This is a genomic window from Aedoeadaptatus acetigenes (assembly GCF_025566985.1).
GTDB classification, from domain to species: domain Bacteria; phylum Bacillota; class Clostridia; order Tissierellales; family Peptoniphilaceae; genus Aedoeadaptatus; species Aedoeadaptatus acetigenes.
Window position 1 is genome coordinate 117,525 of sequence record NZ_JAOQJD010000005.1, and the last position, 23,465, is coordinate 140,989.

Genomic DNA, 23,465 nt, shown 5'->3' on the forward strand with positions numbered 1-23,465 from the left:
AGTGATCTATGGAAGTAACACTGGACATGATTATTGCCGCCTATTCTAGGATTGCGAAAGTAAATTTGTACCACTTATTTACAATCTTGGTGATCCTCGACGTCGTAAGTGGGTGGGCGAAAGCAATAGTAAACAAGGATTTGGATAGCAAAGTGGGTGCCGCAGGAATTGCAAAGCATCTGGCGGTCATACTACTGATATTCTTAACCTGTCCTTATTTGTGGTTGCTGGGTTTTGGTTGGTTAGCTAAATTCCTTATTTACTCTATGGGAGCCACTTATGGAGTATCTATCGTCGAAAATTATTCGGATATGGGAATGCCGCTTCCAAAGTGGTTTGCGCAGTTTTTCAGAAGAATACAATCAGAAATCAATGAGGTAAGTTTAGACGATGTTGAATCTCTAAAATTAAAACATCATGTTAAGGAGGGTGAGAATGATAAAAATCATGCTTGATCCAGGTCACGGGGGCGGACGTGCCTACAATCGCGGTTTTGTCCCGGTTGTTGGTTGGTCCTACTGTAATGAAGGGGACAATAACTTTATTTATTCAAGAGATTTTTTAAAGCCGGCATTGGAACGTGCCGGCTTTTACGTTGAGATGACAAAATCAACGATCGGCCCTGATCCGTCCTTAAAAGCACGAGGTGCAAAAGCCAAGGGGTTTGACCTTTTGATTTCTGTTCACTCTAACGCAGCAAACGGAAGAGCAACGGGCGTGGAAATTTATGACAGCACAAATCCAAAGGAATCTTGTAAATCTCTATGTGATCAATTGTGCAGCGTCATTGCCACCGCGATTGGAACAAACAATCGCGGCACGAAATATAGGAGAAGCCGCAACGGCTCGAATTATTACGGGATTCTCAGGCATGGTCTAGCAAAGAAAAATATTATTATTGAACATGCTTTCCACGATAACCACGAAGATGCTCGGAAGTTTGTAACGAACCTTAGGGCGTGCGCAGAAGCTACCGCCAAAGTGCTGGCTAATTATTATGGTCTTAAAACAAGTGATACTGCACCAGCAAAACCTCAGGACAAAGACTTTGTTGAAATTGTACGAGAACATTTAAACGGTACAAAATTAAGACTTTTGCCGTCGGTAACAATTGCCCAAGCAATTTTAGAAAGCGACTGGGGCAGAAGTGATCTGGCCAAAAATGCGAACAATTTATTTGGGATTAAAGATTCTTTAGATTGGCACGGAGAAACCTATACAAAGGCCACGTGGGAACAAAAAACGTCGGGCGAAAAATATCAAATCAACGCCGCATTTAGAAAATATCCATCTATTAAGGATAGCATTATTGACCACGATAATTTTTTCTTTTCCACTGATTGGAGACGGTTGAATTATACTCGGGTACTAAATGCTAAAAATTATAAGGATCAATGCAAAGCGCTTCAAGAATGTGGGTATGCAACAGATCTTAATTATGCTAAAAAGTTAGTCAGTTTAATAGAAAGACTTGGTTTGCAAAGATACGACAAAGGAGTAATTATGGACATTAACAAAATTTCCGACTGGGCGAAAGATGCTTGGGAGTGGGGAAAAGAAAAAGGAATCACTGACGGCACCCGTCCTGGCGCTGAGATGACGCGAGAAGAAATGGTAACAATGCTTTATCGTTATGATCAAAAAGGAGGCAAAAATGCAACATGCAATTGTTCTGACGTCGGCAGTCGTCGGATTGACACAGGCCTTTAAAATAGCGGGAGTTCCAAATAAGTATTGCCCTACGCTTGCGGTTATAATCGGAATGATTATGCAACTAGCTTTAGCGGGATTGTCTGCAGAAAATGCGATTACAGGAATTGTGATTGGATTGTCCGCCGTTGGTCTCTATGAAAGCGGAACACGCATAGGAGATTACGGAATGGTTAGTGGGCATGAAAATAATCGTAAGTAGACATTGCGGATATACAGAAAAACGAAGGAGCTTCAATTCGCAGCGCCGACTAAGGTGATATAATATCTATAGAGATTGTAAAAGGCCTTAAAATCGATCTGAGGACGTCGAAAAAAATGGAGAAATTAAAAATATGAAAGCAGGCTATAAGCACAATAGCCAACTTGTAGCCAACAATTCAGGCTCTAAAGCGTTGAAAGTATTGGAAAATACAGCGTTATTCGAAATGTGGTATCAAGTCCTCTTTCCCGCACCATGTAGACTCCCTATACCGGGCATATTGTCTCGGTGGCGGGATCGCATTGACGTGTTTAACCTTACAGCTTTCAGAGTTGTAGGGTTATTTTTTTGCAGAAAACTCCTCGTCTTCGGCCAAATAGTTGAATGACGGGAAGGGTTTATATTACAATAGGTTGGATCGAAGAGTCGCATTTATTTCCGGTTTATATATAAGGAGAACGCACATGAAAATAGCTTTTGATTGCCAGGGCGGGGATCACGCACCTCAGGCGATTGTCGAAGGGGCCCTGAAGGCGAAAGAGGCCTTGGGCATCGAGCCGATCTTTTTTGGCGACGCAGCGCGTTTAAAGGCCATCGATGGCGTGGATGAAAGCCATATCGTCCACTGCGCCTCGGCCATTACTCAGGAAGACAGCCCGGCGCTTGCTATTCGGAAAAAGAAGGACAGCGCCATTGTCATGGGCCTCGGTGCCTTAAAAGAGGGAAAAGTCGACGGCATGATCAGCGCGGGAAGCACCGGCGCTTTGTTGGCCGGTGGCATGTTTATCGTGAAGCGAAAAGAAGGCGTTGAACGGGCCGCTCTTCCGGTTTATTTAGAAATCAGCGGCCAAAAGAAATTAATTTTAGACGTGGGGGCCAATATGGACGCCTCCCATGAAATGCTTTTAAGTTTTGCCGAAATGGGCCAAAGTTACCTGCGCGATGTCGAAGGCGTGGAAGCGCCGACGGTAGCCCTGTTAAACGTGGGCACGGAAGAAGGCAAGGGCAATCAACAGGTCAAGGCGGCCTACGCGCTCATGGCCGACGGCATCGAGCACTTTGCCGGAAACATCGAGGCGAGAGATGTCCTGTTTAACAATGTGAACGTCATTGTCACCGACGGCTTCGCCGGAAATATTTTACTGAAGACCATCGAAGGCACGGTGGGATACATTCAACATGGCGTGGCATCGGCTGCCAAAGGGAGCGAGAAGGCCGGTGAACTGAAGATGTTGGCTAAGAGCATCTTAGGGGATCTGGATTACAGTCGTTACGGCGGCGTGCCTTTGTTGGGCCTTGAGAAACCCTTATTTAAAGCCCACGGCGCATCAAATTCCGAGGCCATTTTATCGGCGACGGAGGCACTGGTGCGCATGGTGCGAGGAGACGAATATAGAGAAGGAGCAGGACAATGAGAGAAAGAATTTTAGAAATTATTGCCGAACAGGTGAACCGTTCCGTAGATGAACTGGACCCTTCCATGGATTTTATCGACGATTTAAATATGGACTCCATCGAGTTGGTGGAGTTGATTATGAGCGTGGAAGATGAATTCGACATCGAAATCGACGAGGATCGCCTGGAAAAAGTCCGAAGCATCGGCGATGTGTTGGACTTACTGGAAGAGTTTGATCTGGATTGACGTCCTTTCATGAATTGGAGGCGCGGGTCGGCATTCGTTTTAAGAATCCGGCCCTGTTGACCGAGGCTTTTTCTCACAAGACGTACAGCAAAGAGAGAAATGCACAGTCCTACGAGCGCTTGGAATTTTTAGGCGACAGCTTGTTGAATTTTATCGTCGGCGACTACCTTTACTCGCACTGTGATGAAGAAGAAGGCGCGTTGACGAAGATGCGTGCCGATTTGGTATGCGAATCGGCCTTAAAGGCGGCTGCCGAAGCCTTGGATTTGGGATCTTTTTTGCTTATGGGCGAGGAATTAAAGAAAGATGAGAAGTTCAATATCCACAGCGACGATTTATACGAATCCCTACTCGGCGCCATTTACTGCGATCGAGGCTTGGATGCGGCCCGCGCTTTTGTGGAAAAAACATTGCTCGCCGGGCGCAGAAACTTTAGGGCGGATTACAAATCTCTCTTGCAGGAAGCGGTGCAAAAGAAGTACCGAAAAAACGGCGTGGATTATGATCTCCGCGAAATCAATCCGTCGGCCTTCGGCGATGAAGACCGCTTTGAAGCCACGGTCTATGTTTTGGGCCGGGCCGTGGCCACGGGTCGGGGACGCAACAGGAAGACCGCAGAGGGCGCCGCTGCCGCCGAAGCGCTGAGAAAGATGGATCATGGCGAAGCGTAATATTATTCCCATTTTCATACCCTTTGCCGGTTGCCCGGTGAAGTGCGTTTACTGCGATCAAAATCAGATCACCGGCATTTCGAGCACTGTTTCGGGAGAAGACGTGGACCGTCAGATCGTAAGAGGGCTTGAAAACGGCGCCTACTCGCCTGCGGAGGTGGCTTTTTACGGCGGCACATTTACCATGCTTCCTGTGGAGAAACAAAACGAGCTTCTTCAAGCCGCACAGCCTTTTATCAGCTCCGGCGCCCTTTCGGGCATTCGCCTGTCTACGCGGCCGGAGAAATTATGTGAAGAAGACTTCGCGCGTCTGAAATCTTTCGGCGTAAAAACCGTGGAGTTCGGCATTCAATCGGTTGATCCCGATGTTTTGACGGCCGCAAAGCGCGGCGTATCCGTCGAGGAGATGGACCGCACAGTCGTCTTGGCAAAAGCCGCGGGATTCCACGTGGGCCTGCAGCAGATGATCGGCCTGCCGGAAGATTCCTTTGAAAAAGATGTAAAGACGGCTCGCTGGATCGCCGAGCGCGGGGATTTCGCGCGGATCTATCCCACGGTGGTCTTTAAGAACACGAAACTCTACGCCATGGTTGCGGCGGGAGAATTTCATCCCCTGTCCTTAAAAGAGGCCATTGAGCGGGCGGCATATCTTTTGGATCTTTACGACGCCGCATCAGTCCCCGTCATACGGGTCGGACTGCCGCAAATGGAGCGCGGCGCCTACGTGGAAGGCCCTTACCACGATAATTTCAGAGAATTCGCCGAGTCCCATCGCCTGTTGGCGCCGATTTTTAAAAAGTACAAGGCCGTCGAATCGGTGGAGGGAAGCCACAGGGCGATTAATCGCCTGGTCGGCCCCTTCGGCTACGGCAGGAAGGCCCTCGAGGCCGTTTACGGGCCCGTGGCCTTTCGGAGCAAGAATTCGGTCGAGGAAGAACTGCAGATCAACGGAGAGGAATACACCCATGCATTTAATTGAAATGGAGCTTTACGGCTTTAAATCCTTCGCCAAGCGGACGCACATTCGCTTTTCCGAAGACATTACGGCCATTGTCGGGCCCAACGGCAGCGGCAAGAGCAATATCGTCGACGGCATTATGTGGGCCTTAGGCGAATCCAGCGTCAAACAACTCCGTGGAAATAAAATGGAAGATGTTATTTTCAGCGGCACCGATCGCCATCAAGGCGTGAATTTTGCAGAAGTCGTTCTCACATTTGACAACAAGGACGGCTTTTTTGATTTGCCCTACGAAGAGCTTTCCGTTTCCAGAAAGTATTTCCGCTCCGGCGAAAGTCAGTATACCATTAACAAAAAGCGGGTGCGCCAAAAAGACGTGCGGGAGATTTTTCTCGACACGGGTATCGGAAAAAACGGCTATTCCTTTATCGGCCAAGGCCAAATCGAAGAGATATTAAGCACCCGTCCCCAGGACCGCAGAAATGCCTTCGAAGAAGCTGCGGGAATCAGCAAATTTAAATTGCGCAAGGAGGAAACCCTTCGGAATTTAAATAAAACCACGGAGCATATCGAGCGCATCGACGATATTTTCTCCGAACTGAAGAATCGCTCCGGCGAAATGGAAGAGAAGCGAACGAAGGCCCTGCGGCTCAACGAATTGGATTCGGAAAAGGAAAAGTACAGCTATGCCCTCCTAACGCGGGAAGTGGCCTCGGCGAAAGAAAAGCAGGAGAAAATTCGAGCGCGCTACAAAGAATCGGAGGCCGCCTGGCAGGAAGAGAAAGAGGCGAATCGCCTCCTCGAAGCTGCGATTCAGGAAAAAGAATTAAAAATCGAATCCGACGGCGACAACGAAGGGGCCCTCAGCGACGAAATCCTGACCCTGATTCGAAAAAAGGAGCAAGCCTCCGGGGATCTGCGCTCAAAAATCGAACGAGGTAACTACTTAAAAGAAGCGAAAACCGAAAGAGAAGCCGCCGCCAAAACCCTGCGGACGGAATTGGAAGGTCTTCTAGCCGCATCGGAAAAGCAGGAAAAAGAGGTGCAAGCCCTTAAAGGGCGCATGGACGAAAAAGCGTCTGCCCTCGATGGGATGAAGGCCGACTACGAGCGCGTCGTGGAAAAGGTGGCGGCCGTGGATTCAGGTGAAAAATCCCGCCGCGAGGCCTTGGATCAATTAGCCGACCGACGTCATTCCCTGGAATCGCGCCTGCAGGCCTTGGATTACTTATTAAAAGAACGCGCAGAACGGCTGGCGCAACTGAAGGATCGAAGAAAGGAATGGGCGCGGGAAACAGAAGAACTCGCGAAAAACCTTTTTGATTACGAAGAGAAAGAATCGCAATTAAAAGGCGCGTCGGCGGATTTAGAAAAACGGCTTTCGGGAACCCGCGATTCCCTCGTCGACATAAAAAGCCGAATCGACGCAATCGACGGGCAGATAAAAAATCTGACCATGGGTATGGAAGGGATTGAGCGCGAAAAGCGTTACTTGGAACGTCTTCGGGACAATCACGAAGGTTTTCAACATGGCGTCAAGCAGTTTCTGAAATCTGCTCGGTCGGAATCCTTCTACAATGCCGTGATCGGACCGGTGGCGGAGCATCTTCACGTGGAGGAAGCGGACGCCTTGGCCATATCCACAGCGCTTGGCTACGGCGGACAAAACATCATCCTAAAAGACGATCGAAGAATCGGCACGATTCTTTCTTACCTAAAGAGCCGGAAAATGGGTCGTCTCACCTTCCTACCCTTAAACAACTTGACGCCACGCCCTCTCCCCGGGGATCTCTCTCGACAAACGGCCATTCCCTTCCGCGTGGCATCGGATTGCGTCCGTTGCGAGGATTCCCTGCGCCCGGTGGCGAACTTTCTCTTGGGCCGCATTCTTTTGGTGGAGACGGTGGATGAGGCGAAGCAACTGGCCAAAGACTTAAAGCACCGCTATCGCATCGTCACCAAAGGCGGCGACGTCTTTCAAGTGGGCGGCGCCATTACCGGCGGCCAGGCGAAAAGCGGATCCACGGATCTCTACACGCGAGACGGCGAAATAGCCAAAAAAGCTTCGGAGCTGGTGACGATTTCCAAGGAGCTAAACGAAGCGAAGAAACAATATGAGCATTTGCATGCAGCCTACGGCGATTTAAAAAATAAAGAAAAAGAGCTGGCCGAAGCCCATGAGGAGAAGAAAGAGGCGTGCCGCAGGGCGGAAGAGAAGCTCTATCGCCTGCGCTCCGCCCTGGAACACAGCGAAGAGCAACAGGCGTCCTTAGACGCAGAGATTGAGAAGGAAACGGCGGCTTTAGGTCGCGACGAAGAGGAGTGTAAGGAACAAGAAGAGGCCCTAGAAGAAATTGCAACCTCGGAGAAAGAGTGGACGTCGCTAGAAGACGACGACAGCGACCGATGGCACCGCAGCTTAGATGAAAAGCGAGAGGAATTAAACGGGGCGAAAATCGAGCATCAGAAAATCATCGCCGCTTACAGAGAAGAGTCTCTGCGACTGGAGCAAATTCAGCGCGACGCTTCGGGTACAAAAACCCGTCTCGAAGTCGCGGAAAGAGAAGCTCGTGCCATGGCCGATGAAATGGAAAAGCTTGAGGCATCTGTGGCAGAGGCGCAACCGGAAGAGGCCCGCATGGAAGAGCGAGTGGCGGTGCTCCGAGAATCCCTCGCGTCATTAAAAGAGCATGTCTCCGACGAAAGACAAAAGCTTCGGGAAGAGAAGTCGGCCCTGGAAGCGAAGAAGGAGCATGCCTTTGCCCTGGAAAAAGATTTGGTCCGCCTTCAAAATCAATTGGAAGAAGCGGATCGGGCGGCGATTATCTTCACCGATGCCCTGGCGCAAAGCACCGACCCGGGAGACATCGATGCGCTACTGAACCTTTCCGTCACGACGCTGAGGAATAAAGAAAGCGCCATTGAAAAAGAAATTCTGCAAATCGGACCGGTGGACGGCGATGCCCTGGAGCAGTACAGCATTTGGAAAGAACGGGTAGACTTTTTGTCGGAACAGCGAGAAGACTTGGTGCTTTCCAAGGAAAAATTGGAAAAAATGATCAAGCGCCTGGACAAAGATATGCGCAAGCAATTGGAAGAAGCCCTCATACTAATCAACGGCTACTTCAACGACATCTTCCGCGAGCTCTTTCAAGGAGGAAAGGCATCTCTGGCTTGGGACGAAGGAGACATTTTGGAGGCGGGCATCTTAATTTCCGCCCAACCGCCGGGGAAAAAGCTTCAATCCCTTTCCCTCTTATCCGGCGGCGAGCGGTCCATGACGGCGGTGGCCCTTTTGTTCGCCTTGTTACGCATGCGTCAGTCGCCCTTTTGCATCGTCGACGAAATCGACGCGGCCTTGGACGATGCCAACATTCGCCGCTATTCGAATTACGTGAAACAAATCGAAGACATGCAATTTATTATGATTACCCACAGGAAGCAGACCATGGAAATGGCCAATGAAATTTACGGCGTCACCATGGAAGAAAAAGGAATTTCCCGTTTGTTATTTTTAGAATTAGAGGAGGTCGAATCTCATGTTGGAGTGGATCAAGCGAAAAATCGGTAAACAGGATGCCAATGGAGAGAAGGAAGAAAAACAGGACATAGACAAAGCTGAAACGGAAAAGGCCGAGGAGGCACCGGAAGATATCGCGGATGGCGCCGACGAAGCGCCGGCGGACGAGAAAGAAGATCCGAAAGAGACGGCAGATCCCGTAAAACACAAGGCCTACGATTTTTCCAAACCGGAAGAGAAGGAAGCCTCGGAAGAGGAGGGAGAAAAAGCGGAGGCTGGCATCGAGCCGGAAAAAGAAGCGACAGAGGAATTGCCCGAGGAAGAAGAGTCGGCAGAGGAACAGCCTGAGGAAGAAACGACAATTCCCGCCGAAGAAAGTGAAATCGTACCGGCCGATGCGGATCAGCGGGCGGTTGAATCTGAAACGAAAATTGAAGAAGACAATGCAGCGGCATCTGATGCGCCCGGCGAAAAAGAAGTCGAGGAGGAACAAGCGGCGGATGAAGTCGCCTCAGAATCCGAAGTGACCGGGGAAGAAGCACCTGCAGAAGAAGATAAATCGAAAGAAGATGCATCCGACGAAGTTGAAGAGAAAGTCGGCTGGTTTAAGCGCCTGAAACAAGGGCTTGAAAAAACCAGAGACGACATGAACTATAAGATCAACGATATTTTGGGCAATTACGTCAAGATCGACGACGAGATGATGGAAGATTTGGAAGACCTCTTAATCTCCTCGGACATGGGCATGGAAACTACCATGACCTTAATCGATCGCCTAAAAGAAACCATTCGCGAAAAACAAATCCAAGACCCGAAAAAAGTGAAGGGCCTTTTGGCGGAAGAGATTCGCGCCATTTTGGAAGGAGATCCGGAACGGAACCGCTTACATGTGGAGCCTTCTCCCGCCATCATTCTCATCGTCGGCGTCAACGGTGTCGGCAAGACAACGACCATCGGGAAATTGGCCTATCGCTTTAAGCGCGAAGGAAAATCCGTATTAATCGCTGCGGCGGACACCTTCCGAGCGGCGGCCATCGAGCAAATCGAAACCTGGGGTGAGCGCTCCGGCACGCCTGTGATCAGTCACAAAGAAGGGGCCGATCCGGCGGCGGTGGTATACGACGCCATTCAGGCGCAAAAATCCAGAAACATCGACGTGTTAATTTGCGATACGGCGGGCCGTCTCCACAACAAAAAGAATTTAATGAACGAGCTGGAGAAAATCCACCGCATTATCGAAAAAGAAGCGCCGGATGCGCAAAAAGAATCTCTCTTGGTTCTCGACGCCACCACCGGCCAAAACGCCATTCTCCAGGCGAAGACCTTCGATGAAGTCACCGACTTAAGCGGTTTAATTCTCACGAAATTAGACGGCACGGCCAAAGGCGGCGTGGTGCTGCCCTTGGTACAGGAGCTGGACATTCCCATTAAACTCATCGGCGTAGGCGAAGGCATGCTGGACCTTCAGGATTTTTCCGGAAAAGATTTTGCGAATGCGTTAATTAGCACGGAATAATATTTGTTTTTTCATCTACCTCTTGCAATTTATTGAAGAAAGTCGGATAATAGAGAAAAGAAATTATATCCGAAGCGCGATTGGAGGAGGTAATTATGAAAATCACACGTCCCGCTTGGCTGGAAATTGATCTCGATCAAGTAAAGAAAAACATGCTGGAAATTCAACGCCACTTAAAGGAAGGGACTGAAGTCATTTCCATTGTGAAGGCGGATGCTTACTCCTTCGGTGCCATTGAAGTTGCAAAGACTATGAAAGAATGCGGCGTCACCCACTTTGCTGTCGCTTCCGGAAACGAAGGGATCGCCTTGCGCCGCGCCCTTCCGAAAGTCGACATTTTGGTCTTAGGCTATACTCCGGAAGAAGTTTCCGACATGATGATTGAAAATTCCATCGACATGGCTTTGTATCGCCTGGACGTCGCGGAAAAATTAAACGCTCTTGCCGGCCGTCTGGGAAAGAGAGCCGGCGTGCATATCGCCATCGACTCGGGCATGAACCGGATCGGCTTTAAGCCCACGGATGAAAGCGTCGATGCCATCGAAAAGATCGTTCGCATGGACAATATCGAAGTAAAGGGCATGTTCACCCACTTCGCTTTGGCCGATGAAGATCGCGACTTTACATTAAAACAATACGAACGCTACGATTGGGTCTATCAAGAATTGAGAAAACGGGGCATTACATTGAATCGCCACGTATCCAATTCCCATGCCCTCATGAACTTTAGAGAATTCGACTTAGAATACGTTCGCCCCGGTATTATTCAATACGGCACTACGGAAGGCGATCCCGGCGGAAGAGACTTCGACGTACGCTTCGTCGCTCAATTAAAGGCTGAAATCGGCCACGTAAAAGCCGTCGGTGCCGGCGAAGGCGTCAGCTACGGTCAAATCTATGTCACCGAAGGGGAAACAAAAATCGCCACCATTCCCATCGGCTATGCCGACGGCATGGAACGTAGCATGTCTGAAAAATTCGACGTCCTCGTCGGCGGCAAGCGCTGCCCGCAAATCGGCCGCATCTGCATGGACCAAATGATGGTGGATGTCACCGGCGTTGACTGCAAAGTCGGCGACGAAGTGGTCATTATCGGTAGACAAGGCGACGAAGAAATTACCATCGAAGAAATCGCCGCAGCCAATAACGAAATCCCGACCTCCTTCGTTACCCACTTCAAACAACGGTTGCCGAAGGTCTATATGAAAGGCGGTGTGCGGTACAAGACCGTGGACGAAATTATGCACATCGAATATTGACAATATCCCCAAGGGATAGTATAATTCACAGGGTCAAGGAATTAACCTGACCCTGTTTTTTTATGGGAGTGATCATGGATAAGACAGTACACGTCAATGTTTTGTTAGACTTATACGATGAATTGCTAAGCGACAGGCAAAGGCAAGTGATGGATCTCTACTATAAGGAGGACTACTCCTTAAACGAGATTTCCGATCTGTTGAGTATTTCGAAGCAGGCCATTTCCGAGCACATTAAACGTGCGGAAGGGGCGCTGAAAAATTACGAGTCGACCCTGAAGCTCGCCGAAAAAACGAAGCGATGGAAAGAAGATGGGGAAGCCATCGTCGCATCCTTGGAAGAGCTCAGGCTCTTTTCCCGGGAGGCCCGTTTTCATGAAATCATCGATTCGATTGAAACTCGTATAGATAAGGAGGGATACTATGATATTTGAATCCCTGGGCGATAAATTGCAAGACACGATCGGCAAATTGCGCGGCAAAGGCAAAGTAACCGAGCAAGATGTCGACGAGGCGATGCGCGAAGTTAAATTGGCACTGCTCGAGGCTGATGTCAATTTTAAAGTCGTCAAATCCTTTGTAAAGAAAGTAAAAGAACGCTCCTTGGGCAGCGACGTCATGGAAAGCTTGACGCCGGGCCAACAGGTCATCAAAATCGTTATGGAAGAGCTGTCGGCCTTAATGGGCGACAACGCGGAAAAAATTGATTTTTCCAAAAATCCGACGGTCATCTTAATGACCGGTCTGCAAGGGGCCGGCAAGACCACCACCACGGCGAAGCTGGCGCGCTTATTGAAAAAGCAAAACAAGCGGCCGCTCCTCGTGGCCTGCGACGTTTACCGCCCGGCGGCCATTAAGCAATTGGAAGTATTGGCATCACAAGTTCAGGTTCCCGTCTTCGCTCAGGGAACCGACGAAGATCCCGTGGCCATAGCACGGCGCGGCGTCGAGCACGCCAAGGCCAACGGCAACGACGTGGTCATCATCGACACGGCGGGCCGCCTCCACGTGGATGAGGCCCTAATGGATGAAATTAAAGGGATTAAAGAGGCCACGGCGCCGACGGAAATCCTCTTGGTTTTAGATGCCATGACCGGTCAAGATGCGGTAAAAGTGGCTCAGGCCTTTAACGACGCTCTGTCCATTACCGGCGTGGTACTTACGAAGTTGGACGGCGACGCCCGAGGCGGCGCGGCACTTTCCATTCGTTCGGTAACGGATGTGCCCATTAAGTTTATCGCCCTGGGCGAAAAACTGGACGCTCTGGAAGTGTTCCATCCGGATCGCATGGCGAAGCGGATTTTGGGCATGGGCGACGTGGTGGGCCTTATCGAAAAGGCCGAAGAATTTGTGGACGAGAAAAAAGCCAAGGAATTGGAAGAAAAAATTCGTTCCCAAACCTTCACCTTCGACGACTTTCTGGATCAAATGCAGCAGATGCGAAATTTAGGTCCGCTGGAAGACTTGTTGGGCATGCTTCCCGGCATGAACAACAAGGCCATGAAAAATTTAAAGATCGACGAAAAGGAATTCGCTCGCGTGGAGGCGATTATTCAATCCATGACGAAAAAAGAGCGAACCCACCCGGAGATCATCGACAGTTCGAGGAAAAAGCGCATTGCCCAAGGATCGGGTACCGATGTAAGACAGGTGAACGGGCTGTTAAAGCAATTTAAAGAATTGCGTAAAATGATGAAAAAGCTCGGCGCGATGAGTGGAGGAAAGGGCAGACGCAAAATGAAGATGCCTTTTCCGTTTTAAATGAGAAATATGGGAGGATATAATGGCAGTAAAAATCAGATTAAAGAGAATGGGTTCCAAGAAGAATCCCTTTTACAGAATCGTAGTAGCAGATTCCAGAAAACCGAGAGACGGCCGTTTCATTGAAGAAATCGGTTATTACAACCCCTTAACGGAACCGAAGATTTTGCGCGTCGACGCCGACAAGGCAAACAGCTGGATTAAAAACGGCGCAAAACCCACGGATACCGTCGAACGTCTCTTCAAGGAAAATGCTGTTTATGAAGCAACCGGCAACTTCGATAACACCGACGTACAAAAGGCGAAGCGCGAAGAAAAAATGGCCGCCGAACGCAAGGCACGCGCCGAAAGAGAAGCTGAATTGGATCGCTTAGACGAAGAAGCAAAAGAAAAGAAAGCCAAAGAAGCTGAAGAAGCCAAAGCCAAAGCCGCAGCTGAAGCAGAAGCTGCCGAAGCTGAAGCGGAAGAAGCTGAAGGCGAAGAAGAAGTCGCAGAAGAAGCTGAAGCGGAAGAAGTTGCTGAAGAAGCATAAGGTTCGAACCAGGAGGTGAGACCATGGAAGCGTTAATTCACTACATCGTCTCGAAGCTCGTTATGGACCGAGAGTCCGTCGAAGTGATCGAAACCAGAGACGGCGACGAGGTCCACATCCAAGTGTATCTGAATCCCGACGACATGGGGCGCGTCATCGGACGTCAAGGAAAGATCGCCCGCTCCATTCGCAGCATCGCCAAAGCGGTGGGAACGAAAGAACAAGTGATGGTCTCGGTGGATTTCGATGCCAAAGAAGGATAAAGTCCTCGTCGGATTAATCACATCGGCCCACGGCATTCGCGGCATGGTGAAGGTCTATCACTACACGGATTCGCCGGATCGATTCAACACGATTCAGCGCGTCTACATCGAAGGCGACGACGCCCTTCGGGCCGTCGAGTCGGCGTCGGTTCAAAAAAACATGGCCCTTGTAAAAATTCAGGGGGTGGATACGCGAAACGCGGCGGAAGGAATTTTGAAAAAGAAATTATTCATTCCTTTCGAGGATCGCAAGCCCCTTGAAAAAGACCAGTTTTTTATCGATGACTTGATCGGCCTGACCGTATCGACGCCCTCAGGCGATGTAATCGGCGAACTTACCGATGTGATGACCCAACACGGCAACGATATTTTAGTAATCGACACGGAAAAAGGCGAGGTACTCATCCCGTTTGTCAAAGCCTTTGTTCGTTCGGTCGATCAGGGCGGCATCGTCGTCGAGCCCATCGAGGGGATGCTTTCATGAGATTTACCGTACTGACTTTATTTCCGGAATTTGTCGATTCAATGAAGACCTATTCCGTTATCGGGCGTGCCGTGGACAAGGGCTTGATCCGACTGGACTGCGTCAATATCCGGGATTACACCACGGATAAGCACAACAATGTGGACGATTACAGCTACGGTGGCGGACCGGGCATGGTTTTGCAGGCCCAGCCGGTTGCCGATGCCATATTAAAAAATCGCGGTTGGGACGGTCACGTCATCCATTTATCGCCGCGAGGCAAGGTCTTGACGCAATCGAAGCTGGAAGAACTGGCAAAGAAAGAGCACCTCGTTTTGGTCAACGGCCATTACGAAGGCATCGATCAGCGGGTCTTGGATCACTACATCGACGAAGAGATTTCCATCGGTGATTACGTCCTTTCCGGCGGAGAGCTGGGAAGCATGGTCTTAATCGACGGCGTCAGTCGACTGATCGCAGGCGTCTTGAGCAACGAAGATTCGGCCGTGGAAGAATCCCACAGCCAAGGCCTTTTGGAACACGGGCACTACACCAGGCCCTATAATTTCAGAGGCTACTGCGTACCCGACGTGCTTATGAGCGGCAATCACCGAAAGATCAAAGAATATAGAAGAAGAGAAGCTCTGAAAGTGACCTACGAGCGTAGGCCCGATCTGTTAGAGACAGCGGAGCTTTCGGAGTCGGACAAGAGTTTTTTACAGACTCTTAAAGAAAAACAAGAGGGGGAAAAGCATGGACATCATTAAATCCATTGAACAAGCGCAATTAAAAGACAATGTGCCTGAATTTAAAGCAGGCGACACCGTACAAGTAAACTACCGCATCATCGAAGGTTCCAGAGAAAGAATCCAAGCCTTCGAAGGCACCGTCATCAAACGTCAAGGCGGCGGCATCAACGAAACCTTTACCGTCAGACGCCTTTCCTATGGTGTCGGCGTCGAAAGAACATTCCCGGTACACTCTCCGAGAATCGCCGAAATCAAGGTATTAAAGCGTGGTAAAGTTCGTCGTGCAAAACTTTACTACTTACGCGATCGCCAAGGTAAAGCGGCCAAAGTTAAAGAAAAGAAGTTTTAATTGTTTAGGCATTGCTTTTGCAGTGCCTATTCTTTTAAAATCTTTTCCTGTTTAAGAAAGTAGCAGGTACCATGAAAAAACTACTTATATTGCTATTGGTTCTTGCCGGCGTATTATTTGGCGGTTACACCGTTTTAAATAAAGCGGGCGGCAACAATCAATACTCTGAAACGTACAAAACCTTCCACATTATCTACGAAGATCAACTTGTGCCGGCAAAATATGCCATGCGCGAAGACGGTCAGTACTACATGTCCCTCGAAGGCGTGCAAAAATACCTGGACGACTCGGCGCACTACGATGAAGCAAAGGCTGCCGTCGTCTTCAACAACAAGAGCGGCGAAAAAGTCTTGCCTTTAGACAGCAAGGAAGCCACGGTGAACGGTGGTAAAATCGGTTTAAGAGATCCCCTCGTTAAAAAGGACGATCAAATCTTTATTCCGGTGGAAGCCTTCGTTCACGATTATCCCATTGCCATGAATTACGAAAAGGACAAAAATGTCCTGGTCATGGACAATCGCATGAAAAAACACGCCGCAGGTACACTGGCCGGCGACGGCGTGAATTTACGTGAATCCGACACCACGGATTCGCCCATTGTCGCCACCTTAAAAGCCGATGCCAAGCTTTGGGTTTACGGCAAAAAAGGCGATTGGTATCGCGTCAGAGAGCAAGACGGCTACCTTGGGTGGATACGCGAAGATAATTTGCAGGTTGAAACCCTGGACGGCGGCGAGTACACGGCGGACAGCGGCCTCGTGCAGCAATCGGCCGTTAAAAAGCCTCTGAATATTACCTACGACTACACCTATGCCCAAGTGAAGGACGAAGTCATTGCGGGCATCAAGAAAATCGACGGTTTGGACGTGGTGATTCCCACGTGGTTTTCCGTGGAAAATGCCCAAGGAGACATTCGTGACCGCGGAGATATACGCTACGTCGAAAATTACGCAAAATTAGGCGTGGCCACCTGGGCCTATCTGGACAACAGTTTCGATCCCGAGCTGACCCATCAATTCCTGCAAAATGAAGAGGCGCGGAAAAGGGCTGTATCCACCTACGTGAATTTTGCCAAAGCCTACGGCATGAAGGGCATTAATATCGACTTTGAAAACACCAAAGTGGAAGATCGCGATGCCTTAACGACCTTTGTCAGAGAAGTGGCCGAAGAGGCCCGGGCGGCAGACCTGTTAGTTTCCGTCTGCGTCACGCCGCAGATTTCTAAAAATGTGGAAAATGAGCTTTACGACCGCAAGGCCTTGGCCGAAATCTGCGACTATGTGGTCTTAATGGCCTACGACCAACACTGGGGAAGCTCCGAAAAAGCCGGATCCGTCGCCGAATACAAATGGGTGGAAGGCAATATCAACCTCAGCCTAAAAGATATTCCGCCGGAAAAATTCATTCTTTCCGTGCCCTTCTATGCCCGTTTGTGGAAAGAAGGAGACAAGGGGCTTACATCCAGTGCTGTGGGCATGAAAACCACAGCCGATTACGTCACGGCCCATGGTTTAAATCCTACGTGGGACGATGAAGCGAAGCAGTACACCATCGAGCAAAGCGTGAACGGAAAGAGCGAAAAGATTTGGATCGAAAACGCGGAATCCGTCAGCTGGAAGGTGTCTTTGATGCGCAAATACAATTTGGCGGGGATTTCTTCCTGGCGTCTCGGATTCGAGACACCGGATGTGTGGGGTGCCATGGCGGATCAATTCAGTAAATACCGCTATCCCTATCAATAGAAATTGCATATTTCGGAAATTTTGATATAATGGCAGAGGAAGATGGAATAAAGACAAAGGAGTGTTCATGGTACCTGAAACACATCGTATTATCGCCGGTGAGGTGCGAAATCGCATCATAGAGGATTACGGCATTATTTTAGATGAATCGAAAATGTTGCGCGGATCCATTGCACCGGATGTGTATCCCAAGTATAAATTTATTCCCCATTATTATGATGAAAGCATCGATTACGTCGTCGAAAAAATCGTAGCTCTGGTTCCCTATATGTCGGAGCTCCTCAACGATACGGCCTGGAAGGATTTGTTAAACCTTCCCGTCAGCTACAAGATCGGCGTCATCAGCCACTATTTGTGCGATTACATGACCCATCCCCACGCTCGCCGCATTCGCTGCACCTCCATGAAAGATATGAAATCCCACATGCTTTACGAAAAAGACCTAAACCGCCACGTAAGAAAACACGGCGTTGATCGGGATTGCATTTCCAATATGGAAATGGGCAGCTTCCAAGGCGACAAAGGCGATCTTCGCGTCTATGTAAAAGAACAGATCGCGGCCTTGATCGAGCTTTATAAAAAAGAAACCATCACATTTAGAAACGATGCGAATTTCGCCTATATCGTGAATGTGTTTATATCAAATGTAGTTTGCGAAGCGGCCTTAAGTTATCAAAAGGTCGGACAAGTTCAAATGGCATAACCTTTGAAGAGAAGGGAAGCAGGACGGCTTATATTCAGCGAGGCATGTCGGTGAAAGATGCTTATAGGTCCCTGCGGAAAACATCTCGGAGGTTCTGCTCTCAAAAGGGCAGACGGTTTTACCCGTTATTTTGTAATAGAGTATGAAGTACTCGAACAGGTGGCATAGCGAATTTTTCGTCCGTTTGATGAAGAATTCGCTTTTTGTATTGAAGGAGAAAAGATGAGAAACAATTCTGAAGCGACAAAATTTACAATCAAAGAAACACAAATCGCCATTAAAAGTTTAAAAGATTATTTTGAGAGAGATTTGGCGAATACATTAAATTTAACCCGCGTCTCGGCGCCTTTATTTGTGCGTCCGGAAACGGGCTTAAACGATAATTTAAGCGGCGTGGAAAAGGCCGTGTCATTCAAGCTGCGTAAGTACGACATTGATGTGGAAATTGTGCAGTCCTTGGCGAAATGGAAGCGCAACGCCCTGAAGGCCTATGGATTTGACTATTACGAAGGTCTTTACACGGACATGAACGCCATTCGCCCCGACGAAGAGCTGGACGCCATTCATTCCATTTACGTGGACCAATGGGATTGGGAAAAAGTGATTCGCAAGGAAGATCGCACCGATGCCTATTTGCATTTTATCGTTTCGGAAATCTATTCGGTTTTTCTCCGCACGGAGACTTACATTAACAGCGTCTACCCCAATATTCTCTCGAGAAAATTGCCCTCATCCATTTACTTTATGACGGCACAGGAATTGGAGGACAAGTATCCGGATCTGAGCCCGAAGGATCGGGAGTACGCCATTTGTCGCGAGAAAAAAGCGGTGTTTTTACAAGGCATCGGAAAAGAACTTGCAGGCGGCGCGCCCCACGACGGCCGCAGCCCGGACTACGACGATTGGGATTTAAACGGGGACATTTTATTCTACAATCCCACGACGGATTCGGTGATCGAGCTTTCTTCCATGGGCATTCGCGTGGACGAAGAAAGCTTGATGCGCCAATTGGAAGTGGCCGGCGAAACGGATCGCCTGAAGATGAAGTACCACAAGGATCTTTTGGCCGGGGAGTTACCCTATACCGTGGGCGGCGGCATCGGCCAATCGCGAATCTGCATGTTCTTTTTGGAAAAGAAGTCCATCGCCGAGGTGCAAGCGTCCGTATGGCCTGAGGATTTTCTCCTGGAATCGAAACTTCGAGGAGAAGATGTGCTTTAAAAGGCCGTGAATTCTCTCGTGCTTTATGATAAAATAAAGCACAATAAGGAGGAAAGGCATGTCCGTACAAAACGCGCAATTGAATGACAAGACGTTAAATTTCGTCGACATGAAAGCGAAGCTCACACAGAAGTTTTTGTATGGAGCGGACAGCTCGGCCATGCAGCTCCTTTTAAATTTGTATGATCTGGAAGAAAAGATCCACAATATCTTTCCTTCCTACGTCTCGATGAAAAATCTCAAGAAGGACATTTTGTCCTTTCTGCGACGCAAAGAAAATCGCGCCCTCTTTGCAAACAGCTTAACCGACGCGATTTACGACGACATCAATCGCTTTGAGCTCGTCATGTATTTGGCCGGCTACAAATGCGGTTACAGCGCGGCATCGGAGGCCAACGAACTGGAGGTCATCGCCCTCAGGCACATCGACCTGTGCCATCTCTTTGAGCGAAAGGTGCTGTTCCACTACGATGTGGAATATGAGGATGTGCGGCGCTTCCGCAAAGAGGCCATTAATCGGCACATGTACTCCATCGGAGGCGGTGCCCCCATTCAGGAACAGGCCCGCCGGTTTTCGAAAGCGGTATTAAAGCGCAAAGTATTGACCCTAAACCACTATGTGGACCGGCAATTGCAAATGGATTTTCAAAGCCCGAAAAAGTTGTATCGCGAGTCGGACTACGTATTGACCCGGGAAGAGCTGGTCGGTTTAAATCGCAAATTAAAGAATTTTTTATACCGAGACGGACTCAGAATCTATTTGTCGGCCTACTGGTGTGGCATTAACGATTCGGTTTTAAGAAGATATCGTCCGTAATCGAAGGGCTCTGAGGGGCCCTTTTTTTAAGGAGTTTTATGAGAGTTTTGGGAATCGATCCGGGCCTCGCCACCATGGGCTATGGTATTATCGACGTGGAGGGCAATCGCCTTCGTGCCGTGGAGTACGGCACCATTGAAACGGCAAGCAAGACGGATTATCCGAAACGCCTGTATCAGCTTCACGTGGAACTGAAAAAAATCATCGAAGATACCCGCCCCGACGAGGTAGCCATGGAGGAGCTGTTTTTCAATAAGAACATTACCACGGCTATTTCCGTGGCTCAGGCCCGGGGCGTGGAAATATTGACTTGCATGGAAATGGGCCTGCCGATTTACGAATACACGCCCCTGCAGATTAAACAGGCCGTGGTGGGCTACGGCAGGGCGGAGAAGCATCAGGTGCAGGAAATGGTGAAGATGTTTTTGCATTTAAAAGACATTCCCAAGCCCGACGATGCCGCCGACGGGCTGGCCATCGCCATTACCCATATCCATTCGGCGAAGAGCAAAGCACATTTTGAATTGAAGTAGGTGGCATATGATCGATCGCATAGGCGGCATAATTTTAGAAAAAAAATTAGACGGCGTCGTCGTTGAAACGGGAGGATTCGGCCTTTTGGTCTATCTCCCCGGATCCGATCTCGGTAGAGTCGACGAAGGGGATCGCGCGACGATTTACACGTATCTGCAAGTGAAAGATGACGGATTTTCCCTCTTCGGCTTTTTGGATGAGAAGGACAGGGAGTTGTTTCTTCTGTTAATCGGCGTCACCGGCGTTGGCCCGAAAGTGGCCATGGGTATTTTCGGGCGATTTTCCGCCGGCGATGTGATTTATTTTATCCAAAACGGCGACGCGAAATCATTAACGGAAGCGCCGGGTATCGGAAAGAAGACGGCGGAGCGCTTGCTCTTGGAGCTGAAAGATAAGGTAAAGGGGCTGAGCGCACAGGTACCTCACGGGGAATTTGCGCCCGCTCCCGCGCAGGGTGCAGTGCAAGAGGCCATGGACGCTCTTGAAGGGCTCGGCTACGCCACCAATGAAGCGAAGGCGGCGATTCAAGGGATTGACAGCGACGATGTGGAAGTTTTGTTAAAGGCGGCGTTGAAGCGTCTCGCCATGAAGGGGTAAGGAGGGCCTATGGAAGAGGAACGATTAGTTTCAAAAACCGTGTTGCCTCAGGAAGAACGCCTGGAAACGGCCCTTCGTCCGAAATTTCTTTCGGAATACATCGGCCAGGACAAGGCGAAGGAAAAACTGGAAATTTTCATCGAAGCGGCCAGGCGCCGCGACGAATCCCTGGATCACGCCCTATTGAGCGGCCCGCCGGGGCTCGGTAAGACCACCCTGGCCAATATTATCGCCAATGAAATGCACGTGAATATGCGCGTGACCTCCGGGCCGGCCATCGAACGACCGGGGGATTTGGCCAGCATTTTGACCAATCTGGATGAAAACGACGTGCTCTTTATCGACGAAATCCACCGCATTCCCCGCACCGTGGAGGAAATTCTCTACCCGGCCATGGAAGACTTTGCCTTGGACATTATCGTGGGCAAGGGCCCTTCGGCGAGGTCTTTGCGCCTAGACCTCAATCACTTTACATTGATCGGCGCCACCACTCGCTCCGGTCAATTGGCCTCGCCTTTAAGGGACCGCTTCGGTGTGCTCTTAAATCTCGAGCTTTACGACGCGGATAGCTTAAAGACGATTTTGCTGCGCTCGGCGGAGATTTTAAATATTCCCCTGAGCACGTCCGGCGCCATGGAAATCGCTAAAAGGAGCCGAGGCACGCCGCGCATCGCCAATCGCCTTTTGAAGCGGATTCGCGACTTTGCGGAAGTGAAGCGAAACGGATTGATCGACGAGGATGTGGCGAAAGAAGGCCTCCGCCTCTTGGATGTCGACGCCTATGGCTTGGACGATTTGGACCGAAAAATCTTGAGGACCATGATTTTAGACTACGAGGGGCGTCCCGTGGGGATCGATACCATAGCTGCCACCATCGGCGAGGAACGCATTACCATCGAAGATGTGTACGAGCCCTATTTGCTGCAAATAAATTTCATTCAACGAACGCCTCGGGGCCGCATGGCCACGAAACGGGCCTACGATCATTTAGGCATTCCTTACAGAAAGGATGAGTCATGAAAAAAATACTTAGCTTGCTGGCCTTTGTCGCCGTACTCGTAATGGGCGCGCCGGTGTTTGCGCAATCGGAGCCCATTCACGTCAAAGTAGGCCCCACTTCCTCTTCCATTACCCTTTCCACCGATGGCAGCTTAATGAAAAACGGCAGCCCCGTGGGAAGCAGCTTTACCGCCACGGCGTCCAATGTGTCGGATGCCGATGTATTTTCTTCTACCGCCGGCTATATTTCAATCGGCGGGAAGCCTTACCGGGGAAGTGTGCGCTTTGTGAAATCGGGCGATCAGTTGAAATCGGTGAACATCGTCGATGTGGACGATTACATTCGCGGCGTCCTGCCGAAAGAAATCGGCACCACCACGCCCATCGAAGCCTTGAAGGTGCAGGCCGTTGTCTCCAGAAGCTTTGCATATGCCAACTGGAATAAATTTGCCAAGTACGGCTATAATTTAGACGATTCAAGCGCATCACAAGCTTATGCCGGCATGAGCGTCGAGTCGCCAATGACCGATCGGGCCGTGGCGGAGACGAAGGGCCAAATTCTTTACTACAAAGGCGAAGTGGCCAATACGATTTTCCACGCCACTAGCGGCGGCGAAACGGAAGCCATCGAAGACGTATGGGGCGGCAATCCCTCTCCCTACTTGAAGGCCCTGAAAGACCCTTACTCACTGAATACGCGCCACGCCACTTGGGAGGCGACGCTCTCATCCGCCGACATTTGCAGGGCTTTTCCCGCTGTGGGACAGCCCACGTCTTTGGAAGTCTCGGAGCGCTCCTCTACCGGGCGGATTAAGTTCATGGCCGTCGTCGGAACTTCGGGAAGAGAAGTCGTTACTGGCAATCAATTCCGCATGAAAATGGGACCCATTAAGGTAAAGAGCGCAAACTTCGGCACGGAATCGAAGGCCCGCGCAGCGGAAAGACCGCTGACGGTGATCACCTCGACGGGAATCAGACCCTATACAAAGGATCGAGTTATTTCCGCCACTGGCATTCGCGCAGGTAGCGCCGATTCGGTGATCCGCGCCAATGGCTTAGAGAGTGCAAGTGCACAAACGGCAACCTACAACGATGTCATGCCCATTCGAGGCTCGATTACATTAAAGGGCACGGGCTACGGCCACGGCGTGGGCCTCAGCCAATACGGCGCCATTGAAATGGCCAAGGCCGGCAAGGATTACAAAGCGATTTTGAGCTTCTACTATCCCGGTACGGAATTACGATAGAAAGGACAGC

24 protein-coding genes and 1 pseudogene are annotated in these 23,465 nt (G+C 49.8%); all 25 read left to right on the forward strand.

The genetic code is table 11. From position 1 onward, the window contains the following. The first annotated feature begins 8 nt into the window (after positions 1 to 8). Positions 9 to 455 (forward strand): phage holin family protein, encoded by a 447-nt coding sequence (locus OCV31_RS04100; protein ID WP_148472879.1) that lies wholly within the window; start codon positions 9 to 11, stop codon positions 453 to 455. Beyond that, positions 436 to 1,710, forward strand: coding sequence for a glucosaminidase domain-containing protein (locus tag OCV31_RS04105; RefSeq protein ID WP_267303799.1), 1,275 nt, complete (start codon positions 436 to 438; stop codon positions 1,708 to 1,710). The genes OCV31_RS04100 and OCV31_RS04105 overlap by 20 nt, the downstream gene beginning before the upstream one ends. Beyond that, on the forward strand, positions 1,655 to 1,912 hold the full coding sequence (locus OCV31_RS04110) for a phage holin family protein (protein ID WP_148472883.1): 258 nt from the start codon (positions 1,655 to 1,657) through the stop codon (positions 1,910 to 1,912). Before OCV31_RS04105 ends, OCV31_RS04110 begins: the two co-directional genes overlap by 56 nt. A gap of 464 nt (positions 1,913 to 2,376) precedes the next feature. Further along, positions 2,377 to 3,327: a phosphate acyltransferase PlsX gene (gene plsX / locus OCV31_RS04115; protein ID WP_148472885.1), complete on the forward strand. Its 951-nt coding sequence runs from the start codon at positions 2,377 to 2,379 to the stop codon at positions 3,325 to 3,327. After that, positions 3,324 to 3,554: an acyl carrier protein gene (locus OCV31_RS04120; RefSeq protein WP_108831421.1), complete on the forward strand. Its 231-nt coding sequence runs from the start codon at positions 3,324 to 3,326 to the stop codon at positions 3,552 to 3,554. The genes plsX and OCV31_RS04120 overlap by 4 nt, the downstream gene beginning before the upstream one ends. After that, a complete protein-coding gene (rnc, locus tag OCV31_RS04125; protein WP_148472887.1) occupies positions 3,551 to 4,225 on the forward strand; it encodes a ribonuclease III in 675 nt (224 codons plus the stop codon). Before OCV31_RS04120 ends, rnc begins: the two co-directional genes overlap by 4 nt. Beyond that, positions 4,212 to 5,204, forward strand: a complete 993-nt coding sequence (locus OCV31_RS04130) for an elongator complex protein 3 (RefSeq protein ID WP_148472889.1) — start codon at positions 4,212 to 4,214, stop codon at positions 5,202 to 5,204. The genes rnc and OCV31_RS04130 overlap by 14 nt, the downstream gene beginning before the upstream one ends. Then, the gene (gene smc, locus OCV31_RS04135; RefSeq protein WP_148472891.1) at positions 5,191 to 8,754 is read left to right on the forward strand and encodes a chromosome segregation protein SMC; all 3,564 of its coding nucleotides are present in this window, start codon (positions 5,191 to 5,193) and stop codon (positions 8,752 to 8,754) included. Before OCV31_RS04130 ends, smc begins: the two co-directional genes overlap by 14 nt. Then, positions 8,723 to 10,219, forward strand: a complete 1,497-nt coding sequence (gene ftsY / locus OCV31_RS04140) for a signal recognition particle-docking protein FtsY (RefSeq protein ID WP_148472894.1) — start codon at positions 8,723 to 8,725, stop codon at positions 10,217 to 10,219. Before smc ends, ftsY begins: the two co-directional genes overlap by 32 nt. A 95-nt stretch (positions 10,220 to 10,314) precedes the next feature. After that, positions 10,315 to 11,478: an alanine racemase gene (gene alr / locus OCV31_RS04145; RefSeq protein WP_148472896.1), complete on the forward strand. Its 1,164-nt coding sequence runs from the start codon at positions 10,315 to 10,317 to the stop codon at positions 11,476 to 11,478. A gap of 74 nt (positions 11,479 to 11,552) precedes the next feature. Then, on the forward strand, positions 11,553 to 11,912 hold the full coding sequence (gene ylxM, locus OCV31_RS04150) for a YlxM family DNA-binding protein (protein WP_267303800.1): 360 nt from the start codon (positions 11,553 to 11,555) through the stop codon (positions 11,910 to 11,912). Next, on the forward strand, positions 11,902 to 13,239 hold the full coding sequence (gene ffh / locus OCV31_RS04155) for a signal recognition particle protein (RefSeq protein ID WP_148472900.1): 1,338 nt from the start codon (positions 11,902 to 11,904) through the stop codon (positions 13,237 to 13,239). The genes ylxM and ffh overlap by 11 nt, the downstream gene beginning before the upstream one ends. Positions 13,240 to 13,261: 22 nt before the next feature. Continuing rightward, positions 13,262 to 13,507: pseudogene (gene rpsP / locus OCV31_RS04160) on the forward strand (30S ribosomal protein S16); the annotation flags it as partial. A gap of 287 nt (positions 13,508 to 13,794) precedes the next feature. Further along, entirely contained in the window at positions 13,795 to 14,034 is a 240-nt protein-coding gene (locus tag OCV31_RS04165; RefSeq protein ID WP_148472904.1) for a KH domain-containing protein, read from the forward strand. Then, entirely contained in the window at positions 14,018 to 14,518 is a 501-nt protein-coding gene (rimM, locus tag OCV31_RS04170; RefSeq protein WP_148472906.1) for a ribosome maturation factor RimM, read from the forward strand. Before OCV31_RS04165 ends, rimM begins: the two co-directional genes overlap by 17 nt. Next, on the forward strand, positions 14,515 to 15,264 hold the full coding sequence (trmD, locus tag OCV31_RS04175) for a tRNA (guanosine(37)-N1)-methyltransferase TrmD (protein ID WP_148472908.1): 750 nt from the start codon (positions 14,515 to 14,517) through the stop codon (positions 15,262 to 15,264). The genes rimM and trmD overlap by 4 nt, the downstream gene beginning before the upstream one ends. Continuing rightward, the gene (gene rplS / locus OCV31_RS04180) at positions 15,251 to 15,595 is read left to right on the forward strand and encodes a 50S ribosomal protein L19 (RefSeq protein WP_108831409.1); all 345 of its coding nucleotides are present in this window, start codon (positions 15,251 to 15,253) and stop codon (positions 15,593 to 15,595) included. Before trmD ends, rplS begins: the two co-directional genes overlap by 14 nt. A gap of 71 nt (positions 15,596 to 15,666) precedes the next feature. Continuing rightward, complete coding sequence (locus OCV31_RS04185; protein WP_148472910.1) at positions 15,667 to 17,337, forward strand: glycosyl hydrolase family 18 protein; 1,671 nt, start codon at positions 15,667 to 15,669, stop codon at positions 17,335 to 17,337. A gap of 67 nt (positions 17,338 to 17,404) precedes the next feature. Further along, positions 17,405 to 18,040: a zinc dependent phospholipase C family protein gene (locus OCV31_RS04190; protein WP_148472912.1), complete on the forward strand. Its 636-nt coding sequence runs from the start codon at positions 17,405 to 17,407 to the stop codon at positions 18,038 to 18,040. Positions 18,041 to 18,262: 222 nt separating this feature from the next. Beyond that, positions 18,263 to 19,261 (forward strand): aspartate--ammonia ligase, encoded by a 999-nt coding sequence (gene asnA, locus OCV31_RS04195; protein ID WP_148472914.1) that lies wholly within the window; start codon positions 18,263 to 18,265, stop codon positions 19,259 to 19,261. A gap of 58 nt (positions 19,262 to 19,319) precedes the next feature. Then, complete coding sequence (locus OCV31_RS04200; RefSeq protein ID WP_148472916.1) at positions 19,320 to 20,078, forward strand: hypothetical protein; 759 nt, start codon at positions 19,320 to 19,322, stop codon at positions 20,076 to 20,078. Between the two features lie 38 nt (positions 20,079 to 20,116). After that, positions 20,117 to 20,611, forward strand: coding sequence for a crossover junction endodeoxyribonuclease RuvC (ruvC, locus tag OCV31_RS04205; protein WP_148472918.1), 495 nt, complete (start codon positions 20,117 to 20,119; stop codon positions 20,609 to 20,611). A 7-nt stretch (positions 20,612 to 20,618) separates the two neighbouring features. Beyond that, entirely contained in the window at positions 20,619 to 21,209 is a 591-nt protein-coding gene (gene ruvA, locus OCV31_RS04210) for a Holliday junction branch migration protein RuvA (protein WP_148472920.1), read from the forward strand. Positions 21,210 to 21,218: 9 nt separating this feature from the next. Further along, entirely contained in the window at positions 21,219 to 22,229 is a 1,011-nt protein-coding gene (ruvB, locus tag OCV31_RS04215) for a Holliday junction branch migration DNA helicase RuvB (RefSeq protein WP_148472922.1), read from the forward strand. Next, positions 22,226 to 23,455: a SpoIID/LytB domain-containing protein gene (locus OCV31_RS04220; RefSeq protein WP_148472924.1), complete on the forward strand. Its 1,230-nt coding sequence runs from the start codon at positions 22,226 to 22,228 to the stop codon at positions 23,453 to 23,455. Before ruvB ends, OCV31_RS04220 begins: the two co-directional genes overlap by 4 nt. Positions 23,456 to 23,465 lie beyond the last annotated feature (10 nt).